Raw genomic sequence first — 11500 nt, forward strand, 5'->3', positions numbered from 1 at the left:
GGGACTACTGCGCGTCGGTCGCGGGCGCGGTGTCCTCGATCTCGACGAGGAACACGAGCGTCTGGCCCGCGAGCTCACCGCCCGAGGCATCCGTGCCGTAGGCGTACTGCGGCGGGATGGTGACGATCAGCTTCGTGCCGACCTTCTGGCCGACGAGCGCCGCGCCGAAGCCCTGGATCACCGCGTCGGTGGTGAACTGGGCCGGGTCGCCGCCGTAGCTCTGGTCGAAGACCTCGCCGGTGTCCCAGCTGGTGCCCTGGTAGTGCAGGGTGACGTTGTCGCCCGACTGCACCTCGGCGCCATCGCCCTCCTCGAGGACCTTCAGCTGGTACTCGGCGGGCGGCGGGGTGTCGGGCAGCGTCACGGTGGGCGCCTCGCCCTCGGCGCCGAACTTCACCTCGGGCACGTTCTCGGTCCACTCGGCGGGCTTCAGCGGCTCCTGCACATCGACGACGATGACCATGGTCTCGCCGGGCGCAACCCCGATGGTCTCGTTGCCCGTGTCGCCGTAGAGGGTCGAGGCCGGCGCCACCGTCACCGTGCGCGAGCCAGTCGGCACGCAGTCGATGCCGGCGAGGAACGCCTCGAACACCGTGTCGTCTCCCGCCTTGATCGTGGCCGGCTGCGAGAAGACCTGCTCACCCGTGGTACCCGAGAACGCGCTCACGATGGCGTTGACGTCATCGCCCGCGGTCGTCGTCTCGCCGTCGCCCTCGATGACGACCGTGCGCTCGAGCTCCTCGGCCGCCATGGGCGTGGTGAACGTGGCGGTCGGCGACGCGCCGAATTCGCCATCGACGGTCACGCCGTCACTGAGCGAGCCCGATGAGACGTCCATGCAATCCGCTGCGGATGGCGTCTCGGACGCATCGGGCGCGGAGCTGCTGGCGCAGCCCGCGAGGAGCAGTGCGGCGGCGGAGGCGAGCGCGACGGGCGCACCACGGCGCAGGGCACGATTCATGAGGGGGTGTCTCGTTTCGATAGGGAACGCGAACTCCCAGTCTGCCCGTTCTCGCTCTCGATTGCCTGAGACTTCGATTTCCACCAGATCAGGGCGAGAATGGGCACATGGGGGACACGACGACGGTACCCGATTTCGCGGGGGAGTTCGGCAGGGTGGCGGAATCGTTCGCGGAACTCGACGAGGTGCTCTGGAATCCGATCTCGACGGCCGCGGTGTCGCGGTCGCATCCGCAGTTCGATGAACGGGTGCTCGACGCGTGCTGCGGCGACGGGGCATCCGCGCTGCCCACGGCCGAGCTGGTGGGCGTCGGCGGCCACGTCGATGCGGTCGACATCGCCGAGCCCCTGATCGAGCTCGCGCGCAAGCGCGCCGGCGAACGGATGCCGCAGCTGCACCTGCACGTCGCCGACGTCACCGAGTGGGAGCCCCGCGGCTACGACCTCGTGCAGTGCGTGCTCGGGATCTTCTTCTTCCCCGACGTCGATGCGGACACCCGGCGGCTCATCGAGCGCGCGCGCCCGGGCGGACGCGTGGCGATCACGATCTGGGCGCGGGGCGCGTGGGAGCCCCTGCCCGAAGTGCTCGCGGGCGCGATGCCCGAGGGGAGCGAGGGGCTCGAGGAGCTCACGCAGCCGACGACCGAGCTCGCGGATACCGCGGGCACCCTCGCGCACTGGCTCACGGAGCTCGGCCTCATCGAGGTGCGCGCCGAGGCGGTGCAGCGGCACCTCGACCTGACGCCCGAACTCGCCTGGCTCATGGTGCGCGGCACGGGGCTCCGGGCCGTCATGTCGGGGCTCGACAACGCTGAGGTCGCGGGCGTGCGCGAGCGCTACCTCGCGGCGATCGAGGAGCGTGGCCTGCAGACCGTCGACGTGACGACCCTCATCGCGGTGGGTCGCCGGCCCGAGTGAGCGGGCCGAGGCTCACGGCGTGGCGCCGGTCGCGACCGGACGGTTCGCCTCGTTGGACCACTGGCTCCACGACCCCGGGAAGAGCGCTGCGTCCACGCCGGCGAGCGCGAGCGCCGCGACCTCGTGTGCAGCGGTGATGCCCGAGCCGCAGTAGGCGGCGGCCGGCGTGCCGGGCATGATGCCGACCGCGGCGAACCGCCGCCGCAGCTCTTCGGGTGCGAGGAACCGCCCATCGGCGTCGAGGTTGCCGGCGCTCGGCGCCGAGCGGGCACCTGGGATGTGACCGGCTCGCGGGTCGATCGGCTCGACCTCACCGCGATACCGCTTCGCGGCGCGCGCGTCGAGCAGCACGCCGCCGGCCGGGAACGTCGCGGCACCGTCGGCGTCGATCACGGGCATGGCCCCGAAGTGCGCGGTCGCATCGCCCTGCTCGGGCTCGGTGTCGCCCGTCTCGAGCGGATGCCCCGCCGCGATCCATCCTGCGAGCGCTCCATCGAGCATCCGCGCGTCGGCGAAGCCCGCGTGCCGCAGCAGCCACCACGCGCGCGCCGACGACTGGTTGCCCACATCGTCGGCGACGACGACGGTGTCGCCGTCGTGCAGGCCCCAGCGCCGCATCGCCACGGTGAAGGCCGCCTCCGAGGGCAGTGGATGCCGGCCCTGTCCTGTCACGTCGTGATCCGCGAGCTCGCGATCGAGGTCGACGTATACCGCGCCGGGGATGTGCCCTGAACGGAACGCCGGTCGCCCGTCAGGCTCGGCGAGGGTCCAGCGCACGTCGAGCACCACGGTGCGCGTGATCGCCCGGCCGGCACGCTCGTCGTCGAGGCGGCGGGCGAGCTCGTCGACGGTGATGAGGATCGGACCTGCGGGCACGATCAGTCCTTCCTCCGCTTCTGGATCTCGGGAACGTGCAACTCCGGGACGGCCCGCTTCATGAACCTGTCGAAGTCGGGGACCGTGAATGCCGCGTAACCGTGTTCCGGGGTGTAGAGCAGTCCCATGTCGATGAGCTCGGCGCGCGTCGGCCCGACCTGGGTGGATTCGCGTCCAAGCACCCGCGCGACATCCGAAGCCTTCTGCGGCTCCGAGCCGAGCTCGGCCATGGCCCGCATGTACGCGGTCTGCAGCGGCGTCGCCCGATCGAGCCGTACACGGAAGAACGAGCTGTCGAGCTTGGCCTCGTAGGCGTCCCGCGCGACCTTCACGTCATCGCGTCTCACGCGGTTCCCGCTAGCGACGCCCCACACCTGGTACCCGAGCTCCTGGATGAAGTACGGATAACCCTGCGTGATCTTCAGCGCCATGGTGACCGCGTCCTCGTCGTACGACACGCCTTCGACCAATGCGGGCTCGATCAGCGCCTTCCGCGCATCCTCACCTTCGAGCGATCCGATGGTCGGGAACTTGAACAGGCGTTCGGCGTACGACTTCGCCTCGCCGGCCAGCTCCGCGATCTGGGGCAGTCCGGCACCGACGAACGTGATCGGCAGGCGACGCTGCACCGTCTTGTGCACGGCCTGGATCAGCGCCTCGAGTTGGTTCCGCCCGAGGAACTGCACCTCATCGATGAGCAGGGCGACGCCGCGGTGCTGCTCCTCCGCCGCCTCCCCGAGCGCGACGAGGACATCGGTGAGGTCCATCGACAGGTCGCCGTGGTCGGCGGCTCCCTCAGCCGCGGGCACGTCCCACGACACACTGAACGTCCCCTTCTGATCCACGGAGACCGCGAACGCACTCAGTACTTCTGCCGCATACCGGGCGCGCTGTGTCCACCTGGCTCGTGGCGAGAGGCGGAGGAGCGCCGCCTTGAGCTGCGAGAACATCGCCTGCCGGAAGCGCGTGTCGTCGTGCTTCGACGCCTCGATCTCGACGACCTCCCATCCGGCGCGACGGGCGATCTCGCCGAACTTTCCGAGGAGCACCGTCTTGCCGACGCCGCGAAGGCCGGTGATGATCATCGACTGCTCGGCTCGACCCCGCTCGAGGCGTCGAAGCAGCACCGTGAATGCCTCGAGCTGGTCGTCACGACCGACGACGATCTCGGGGGCTGCACCGGCGTTCGGCGTGTAGGGGTTGCTGACGGCGTCCACGGAGAGAGTTTATGAGTTTTGGGACGCTTTAGGAAGATGGCATAAACCGCGCTAAATCCAACAACGCATGCCGGTGGACTGCCCGTTCGGAAGGCGGTGCGAACACGAGGAGGGCGGTCGGCGGCAAGAGCGGCGTGTCAGCGCTCGGCGACGATGAGGCCCTGCTGGACTGCGGTGGCACGCGCACCGAGAACGGCCCGCTCGTGGAGCACGTCGATCACGTCGGTTCCGGCATAGTCGAGGATCGTGTAGTCGGCGCACTCGATCCGCTCGGCAGGGGGACCGAGTTCGTCCTCGACGCTGGCCGCCCACGCCGGACTGCCCACGACGTACGTCGGCTCCGCGTCGTAGAAGTGCGCGAGATTCACGAGCCACGGGAAGGCGTACTGGTTCGGCTGGACCTGGAGGAGGTCCACATCGGGTGACCCGTAGGCCGCGAGATCGCGAGACTCCCAGAACTGGCCGAGCCCCGTGACGTCGCGCCCATCGACCCATTCCTCGAGGCAATCGGCACGCTGATACGGCTGGCTCGCTCGGTTCACGAGCGCCACGGCGGGAACGACGACGGCCACCGCGGCAACGGCGGCGACCACCGGGGCGAGCCAGCGGCGAGGGCTCTTCCCGAGGCTCGGTCGCCGTTCCAGGAATTGGACGACCAGCACCAGGACGGAAAGCAGCGGCGCGAAGTAGAACGGCTGGAGGTAGCGCGTCGACTCGGTTCCCGCCACCACGTTGAAGAGGTAGATGCCGATGGGCATTCCGACCCCGATGAGCGCCGTGATCACGGGTACCGGGCCGAGACGACGATTTCGAAGCACGACGATGAGCGCGACCACGGCGACAGCCAGGAGGATGGCGAGGAGCATGAACTCGAATGGACCCCGTCGGCCGTGCAGCAGCAGCGTCGCAGCCTCACGAGGGTAGTAGATCGCGGCGTCGAGCTGCTTCCCCGGATGGTTGTAGGGGAGGGCTGCCGGAGATGCGAACACACCCAACGGGATACGCGCGATCAGGCCGAGGGCGAGGCCGACGAGTGTCGGGCCCATGAGGAGGACGGCGTCCCGCCAGGGGAGGCGCTTCAGCAGGCTCGCGATCAGGGCGCCCGCGACGATCGGCGCCACACCCCAGAGGGCGTAGAGGGCGTTGGACGCGGTCGCGAGGGCCGTCAGGACAGCGATCGCCGCCATGACCGGGACCCGCCGCGCTTCGGTGCGAAGCAGGCCGAGCGTCAACCCGAGGACGCCGAAGAAGACCAGGACCGCGCCGTAGTAGTACGTCGGGAAGATGAGCAGCGACGCCAGCTGGAAGGACTCGCGCTCGGTGCCGGTCTCCAGCGACACGCAGAGCGCGAACAACGATGATCCCACGAGCGCGGCCCAGCGCGCGTGGATGCTCACCGGAGTCAGCCTCGCCGCGATCAGTCGGAGGAGCAGGTACAGGACCGACAGGGTCAGCACCGCGTTGACCATGACCGCACCCTCGGGTACTGGGATCGCCGCACGCAGGAGGAGGTAGGTCGGGATCTCGGGAAACACGAAGAGCACCGCCGACATCGCCCAGTGCGGTGCCTCACCGGCGAGGATCGATCGGTGCACCAGCTCCAGGAGGACGGAATCCCCGTCGTAGAACAGCACGGCCCCGCGCTCGGAGAAGACGACGGAGGCTACGGCGCCGACTGCGAAGGCGAGGGCGACGAGGAACGCCAGCAGTTCCGGCCAGAGCCGGGACCACGTCGCCGCTCGGGTCGACGCCTCCTGGGCTGCAGCATGATCCACGTCCTTCGCACACTCCGTCCATCAGCTCGAGGGCAACCGCGAAAGTATACAAGGCTTCGACTGCCCACCCGCATCGCCTCGCCCGTGGGTGGCGACATCGAGGAGCACGATCAGGCGGCGGCGCAGTAAGCGCACCGCCGCCCGGGCAGCGACCATCCCGAAGCCACGCGACTGGAACACCGCGAAGCCCTCGCGGTTCGCCCGCGCGTCGACCGTCGTCGACACCGCGGTGTCGGCTCGGGACTCACGGGCACACGGCGAGCTGCTCGACACCGGACCCGAGCGTCGTCTCACCTCCCAGGACGACGAGCCGGTCGACGTAGGAAGCCTTGAAGCCGTCCAACGCCGACGAACGGACGCAGTGCGCTGGAGTGAGGACGATCGACGCATGCTGGGTGACTGCGGCGGTCGCTGCGCCGAGCGCATCGGCGAACCCGGTGCCGGTCGCGAGGTACGCGGTCGCCTCCGCGCCGCTGCTGATCCGCCTGCTGAGTCGCTCGCTGGTGGCGTATCGATCCTGACCGGCGTCGCGCGGCCTCACGTACTCGACGGCACCGGAGGCGATGAGGTCCTGCTCGAGTTCGAATGACACCGATGGGAACCCTCCGATGATCTCCGTCGCCCTCGGGCGAAGCGCCGAGAGCAGCGCTTTCGACGCCGGGTCGAGCGTCTTCGCCGGGCCGTACACGAGAATCACCGGCGAGCTGACGGACCCTGCCAGAGGAGCGGCCGACAGGGCATCCGGGAAGTTCGTCCCGGTCGCGAGGTACGCGTCCGGGTGCGGTCCAGGGCCGAACGCATCCTGGACGATGAGACGCGACGTCTCGTATCGGTCTGAACCCCCGATCCTGCGGACTACGGGGGCAAGGGATCGCAGCTGGTCCATCACCTGATCGGAGACCGATTTCGCACTGCCCACGACGACGACCTCGGCCGGAGCGAGCCGCGCCACCTCGTCACGCACCACGTCAGGGAGGCGGGCGGGGTCCGTCAACAACAGCGCACCGCCTCGCTTGGACGCAGCAGGACCCGCGCTCAGTGCGTCCGGCCAGTTGGCGCCGCTGGCGATGTAGAGCACCGGCACGGAGTTGGGAAACGCTCGCCGCGTCGCCAGCACGGCGGTTTCATACCGGTCGCGGCCTGCGACGCGCGAGGTCGTGAACCGGAAGCTCTCGAGTTCGAGATCGAGCCCGGTGCGCGATTCACCCGAACTCAGCGTGACCGGGACGGCATGATCGACATCGTCGGCTCCCGACCAGAACACGTCGCCGGCGATGGGGCCGTCGATGTGCCAGTCCTCTCGTCCCTGGAACACATACGTCCCCGGGTACAGCGCATCGAAGGTGTACCGGCCGCCCTCGTCTTCGGCGAAGTCGGCCAGCTGGTACCGACCCGTGTCCGGATCGACGCGATACGCCGTCACCGACAGCCCCTGCTCGAGCCAGCCGCCCAGGTACCGGATCGAGCCGGTGGCCAGCGCACCCACGGGTTGCTCGATGCGGATGCCGGCGGTCGTCGCGGTGAACACCTGGGCGTGCCCCTCGTCGGGAGAGCCTCCAGCGAACGCCCCCGCATACGGCGACTGCTGGTGCGCAGCGACGACGTATCGGTTGCCGGCCGTCAAGCCGTCGAACGTGAACGGCGAGCCGGATTTCGTCTCCCAGTGGTCGTCGTCCAGTCCGTGAACGGAAACCTGGGCGTACCGCCGCTCCTCGAGCACGTGTCCGTCCGACCCCAGCGCGACCACCGTTCCAGAGAGCGACGTGTCGCCGACGGCTTCATCCTGAGCCTGGGCGGCGGCCGTCGTGATCAGGAGGGAGAACGTGGTCAGGAGCGCGGTCGCAAACGCCGTCATCGTTCGGGAATGCTTCACCATTCGCACGACTCCATGCGCGCGACGGCCGGTCCGAGCGAGGGCTCGCCGCCGAGCAGCACGACCCGGTCCCACTCCCTCGACTCGAGCATGCCCAAGAGACCAGCATGGACGCAGGTGGACGGAGTCAGATAGATCGGCGCTCCGTAGGCCGCGGCGGCGGTGGCGCCGGCGAGTGCGTCCGCGAAGCCGCTCGAGTTCGCGAAGTACGACAGCCCGAGGTACCGCGACGACAGATAGACGTTGTTGAGCCAGATATTGGTGTCGAACCGATCCACGCCACCGAAGCGGCGCACGGAGTCCACCATTCCGGCGACATCCTGCTCGATCCCATCGGAGATGGACGCCGTCGACCCGAGGATGGAGACCGTTCTCGGGGCCAGCGATTCCAGCGCGGTCCGCGTCGGTCCGTCGAGCCGATCAGTCCAGCCGCTCACGAGGAGCACCGGCACGCCGAGTCGCCCGGCGATCGGTCCCGCGGATAGCGCGTCAGGGAAGTTCGCGCCGGTCGCGAGGAACACCGTTTCGTACGGTCCAGGGCCGAACGCGTCAGCGACCAGCTTGCGGGAGGTGTCGAACCGGTCCACTCCCCCGATCCTTGTCACGTCTGGCACAAGCTCCTCGACCTGCGCCAGTACGCCGTCGGATACGGAGGCCGATGATCCGACGACGACCACACGCTGGGGGGCAAGGCGCTTGATCTCGTCGCGGGTCACGTCCGGCAGAGTCGTAGGGCCGGTGAGCAACAGCGATCCGCCGCGCGCGGACGCGGCCGGCCCGGCGCTGAGCGCGTCTGGCCAGTTCGCCCCGCTCGCAAGGTACAACACTGGAATGCCGGGTTCGAACGTCGCCTTCGAGATCTCGACGGACGTCGCGTACCGGTTTTCACCAGCGAGCCGGTACACCCACCACATCGCCTCCGGCAGGGTGAAGTCGATTTCGGTCACGGTCGCACCTGCCGCAATCTCGAGCGGCACAGCGTCCTCGAAGTGGTCGCCGTCGGGGTAGTACTCGTCGCTCAGCGCTCTCGGCGAGGCTCCCTGCGAACCGCGGAAGATGTATACGCCCGGGAACAGCCCCCCGAAACGGTAATCCCCGGTGTACGTGCCGTCGATCGCAATGGAATCGAAATCTCCGCGCGCCTCGTCATACCGCAACGCCTGCACGGTGAGCTCCCGGGACGGGCTCACCGGACCGATCGTGCCCGACACCGTCGCCAACGTGGGCAGCACGACCGCGAGTTCGTACGTCGTCTCCGTGAAGGACCTCGCGTCCTCACGATACGGCGTCGGCATCGCGCCGACGTAGACCGGTTGTTCTCCATACCCCAACTCGAGGTAGTACTCGCGACCCGGATGGAGGTCGTAGAAAGCGAACGTGCTGCCGTGGATTCTCGAGATGACGACGCCTGGCGCGTCCTCGGCCATGAGTCGGACCTCGCTCGAGCCCGTCCGCACGACCCCGTCCGGCGATTCCACGAACAGCGCGCCAGTGAGATGGATGAGTCCATTCTCGGCCCCGTGTCCCGGCCAGAAGACCGGCGGCAGCGTCGGCGCCGGGTCAACGGCGGACAAGGCGTCGGCCTGGGCGTCCGGAACCTGCACCTCGCCGGGTCCCGGCAGATCGGCGGCGTCGGCCTGCTCGGCCACCGGGAGCACGGGGGCGTCGCCGATCGGCTCCTCGGCGTATGCGGGGGTCGCGGTCATGGCCACCGCGAGGGCAAGGCTCACGAGCGCGGCGAAAGCTCGCCGCTGCGTGCATCGGGTCACGTCATCACTTTCGTCAGGGGCGAGTCGACTCGCTGCGACGCGGGACCCGTGGACGAAGAATATGGCACCGAACGTCTTGAAGTCGAGACGCTCAGCCGCGGCCCGTGAACTCCGGCTTGCGCTTCTGCTGGAATGCCGCGAAGCCCTCCCGGTAGTCCTCGGTGTCGCACAGCGCGGCCTGGGCGCGGTTCTCCTGATCCATCGACTGCCAGAGCCCGAGCCGGTCGTCACGCAGCGACGCGACGAGCGCCTTCGACGCGAGGAACGCCCGGGTTGCCCCGGATGCCGCGGCGCGGGCCGCCGCGCGGGCGGCATCCGTCACCTCGTCCGCCGGGAACACCTGCGAGAACAGCCCGGATGCCACGGCCTCCGTGCCGGACATCAGGCGGCCGGTCACGATGAGGTCCATGGTCTTGTGCGCGCCGAGGCGCTCGACGAACAGCGCGTGGCCGCCCGAGTCGAGCGTGGCGCCGAGGTTCGCGAACGGCGAGCCGATCTTGGCGGTGTCGGCGACGTACACGATGTCGCTTGCGATGAGGAGCCCGAGGCCGACGCCGAGGCACGCACCGTGAGCGACCGCGAACGTCGGCGCCGGGAACGCGGCCATGCGCTCGAGGAGCGGCTGCACGAGTCCTCCGAGGTAGCCGAGCACGTCGTCTTCGCGGGGGTCGACGCCCGAGATGTCGCGGCCGGCGCAGAAGGCGCGCCCTTCGCCCCGCAGCACCAGCGCGCGCACCCGCCCGCCTGCGGCGACCGCCTCGGCCTCGGTGTAGGCATCCGACAGTTCGGCGATGCCCGCCGGGTCGAGCGCGTTGAGCTTCTCAGGGGCGTTCAGCACGACCTCGGCGACGCCGTCGTGCACGCTCAGTTCGATCATGATGCTCCGTTCACCGGGTCGCCGTCGACCCGCTCGCAGGCTACCGGTGTCAGACGTCGTAGTCGACGACGACTCGGTCGGACTTCGGGTGCGACTGGCAGGTGAGCACATAGCCGCGCTCGAGCTCGTCGGGTTCCAGCGCGTAGTTCTCGGTCATCGCGACGCTGCCCTCGATGAGACGGGCGCGGCACGTGCCGCAGACGCCGCCCGCGCACGCGAACGGCACGTCGGGCCGCACGCGCAGCGCCGCGTTGAGGATCGACTCGTTCGCCGACACCGGGCTCTCGACCTTCGACGACTGCCCGTCGAGCGTGAACTCGATCGCCACGGTCGCCTCACCGCGTTCGACCACGACGGGGCGTCCGTGTCGAGGCTCGACGCGGTCGGCGTCGGTCGTGAACAGCTCGTAGCGCACATGCGAGGTGTCGACGTCCTTGGCCGCGAGCGTGTCGCGCGCGAGTTGCACGAGCTCGAACGGGCCGCAGAGGAACCACTCGTCCACCGTCTCGGGGCGGATCAGCACGTCGAGGATCTGCTCGAGCTTGGGCGCGTCGATGCGCCCCGAGAGGAGCGGGGCGGTGCGCTGCTCGCGCGAGAGCACGTGATGCAGCGCGAGCCGCGACGGGTAGCGGTCCTTCAGCTCGGCGAGCTCCTCGAGGAACATCACGTCGAGCGTCGACCGGTTCGTGTACACGAGCTCGAACTCGGATGTCGCGGAGCGCGCGAGCACCGTGTGGGCGAGCGCCATCAGCGGGGTGATGCCCGACCCTGCCGCGATGCCCACGACGTGCTTGCCGTCGAGCGCGTCGAGGGTCGAGGTGAACGTGCCCTGCGGGCTCATCACGTCGAGCGCGTCGCCCGGCGCGAGGTCGCTCGTCGCCCACGTCGAGAACTCGCCGCCGAGGTCGCGCTTGATCGCCACCGAGATGCTGCCCCGCTCGGGGGGGCGGCAGATCGAGTAGCTGCGACGCAGCTCCCGGCCGTCGAACTCCCTACGCAGCGCGACGTACTGCCCCGGCAGGTACGTGTACTCGTCGGCGAGCGCCTCGGGCACCGCGAACGTGACCTCGACGGCGTCCTTCGTGAGCGGCCGCACCTCGGCGACCTCGAGCGAATGGAAGCGGGCACGACGCCGCTTGGGCACGTGCTCGCCGCCGACGGTGCTCTGGAGGAAGGCGGATGCCATGGCGGCATCCGTCGCCGGCACGCCGGCGGGGCCCGTCGCGGGTCGGGTC

At 69.4% G+C, this 11500-nt stretch carries 10 protein-coding genes; 1 reads left to right on the forward strand and 9 read right to left on the reverse strand.

The window, feature by feature from the left end:
* Nucleotides 1–4 precede the first annotated feature (4 nt).
* Nucleotides 5–961 carry an FKBP-type peptidyl-prolyl cis-trans isomerase gene (locus ASG80_RS15700; RefSeq protein ID WP_056732373.1) on the reverse strand — a complete coding sequence of 319 codons (957 nt, stop codon included), beginning with the start codon at nucleotides 959–961 and terminating at the stop codon, nucleotides 5–7.
* Between the two features lie 107 nt (nucleotides 962–1068).
* Here ASG80_RS15700 and ASG80_RS15705 point away from each other — a divergent pair, with 107 nt between their 5' ends.
* The gene (locus ASG80_RS15705) at nucleotides 1069–1878 is read left to right on the forward strand and encodes a class I SAM-dependent methyltransferase (RefSeq protein WP_056732374.1); all 810 of its coding nucleotides are present in this window, start codon (nucleotides 1069–1071) and stop codon (nucleotides 1876–1878) included.
* A gap of 12 nt (nucleotides 1879–1890) precedes the next feature.
* Here the strand turns inward: ASG80_RS15705 and ASG80_RS15710 are convergent, their stop codons facing one another.
* The 8 genes from ASG80_RS15710 to paaE form a co-directional block, all read right to left on the reverse strand.
* Nucleotides 1891–2754, reverse strand: a complete 864-nt coding sequence (locus ASG80_RS15710; protein WP_255355602.1) for a sulfurtransferase — start codon at nucleotides 2752–2754, stop codon at nucleotides 1891–1893.
* A gap of 2 nt (nucleotides 2755–2756) precedes the next feature.
* On the reverse strand, nucleotides 2757–3971 hold the full coding sequence (locus ASG80_RS15715; RefSeq protein ID WP_056732376.1) for an ATP-binding protein: 1215 nt from the start codon (nucleotides 3969–3971) through the stop codon (nucleotides 2757–2759).
* Between the two features lie 137 nt (nucleotides 3972–4108).
* Nucleotides 4109–5746, reverse strand: a complete 1638-nt coding sequence (locus tag ASG80_RS15720) for a hypothetical protein (RefSeq protein WP_056732377.1) — start codon at nucleotides 5744–5746, stop codon at nucleotides 4109–4111.
* Nucleotides 5747–5767: 21 nt separating this feature from the next.
* Nucleotides 5768–5971, reverse strand: a complete 204-nt coding sequence (locus tag ASG80_RS15725) for a hypothetical protein (RefSeq protein ID WP_056732378.1) — start codon at nucleotides 5969–5971, stop codon at nucleotides 5768–5770.
* A 19-nt stretch (nucleotides 5972–5990) separates the two neighbouring features.
* A complete protein-coding gene (locus tag ASG80_RS15730) occupies nucleotides 5991–7601 on the reverse strand; it encodes a cell wall-binding repeat-containing protein (protein WP_162256642.1) in 1611 nt (536 codons plus the stop codon).
* A 14-nt stretch (nucleotides 7602–7615) separates the two neighbouring features.
* Nucleotides 7616–9388: a cell wall-binding repeat-containing protein gene (locus ASG80_RS15735; RefSeq protein ID WP_056732381.1), complete on the reverse strand. Its 1773-nt coding sequence runs from the start codon at nucleotides 9386–9388 to the stop codon at nucleotides 7616–7618.
* Between the two features lie 91 nt (nucleotides 9389–9479).
* Nucleotides 9480–10265: an enoyl-CoA hydratase/isomerase family protein gene (locus tag ASG80_RS15740; protein ID WP_056732382.1), complete on the reverse strand. Its 786-nt coding sequence runs from the start codon at nucleotides 10263–10265 to the stop codon at nucleotides 9480–9482.
* A 49-nt stretch (nucleotides 10266–10314) separates the two neighbouring features.
* Nucleotides 10315–11451, reverse strand: a complete 1137-nt coding sequence (gene paaE / locus ASG80_RS15745; protein WP_056732871.1) for a 1,2-phenylacetyl-CoA epoxidase subunit PaaE — start codon at nucleotides 11449–11451, stop codon at nucleotides 10315–10317.
* Nucleotides 11452–11500 lie beyond the last annotated feature (49 nt).

The organism is Agromyces sp. Soil535 (genome assembly GCF_001428255.1).
Lineage (GTDB): Bacteria > Actinomycetota > Actinomycetes > Actinomycetales > Microbacteriaceae > Agromyces.

Coding starts and splice junctions, on each gene's coding strand:
- ASG80_RS15705 (WP_056732374.1), top strand. CDS start 1,069: ATGGGGGACACGACGACGGTACCCGATTTCGCGGGGGAGTTCGGCAGG.
- paaE (WP_056732871.1), bottom strand. CDS start 11,451: ATGGCATCCGCCTTCCTCCAGAGCACCGTCGGCGGCGAGCACGTGCCC.
- ASG80_RS15700 (WP_056732373.1), bottom strand. CDS start 961: ATGAATCGTGCCCTGCGCCGTGGTGCGCCCGTCGCGCTCGCCTCCGCC.
- ASG80_RS15730 (WP_162256642.1), bottom strand. CDS start 7,601: ATGACGGCGTTTGCGACCGCGCTCCTGACCACGTTCTCCCTCCTGATC.
- ASG80_RS15740 (WP_056732382.1), bottom strand. CDS start 10,265: ATGATCGAACTGAGCGTGCACGACGGCGTCGCCGAGGTCGTGCTGAAC.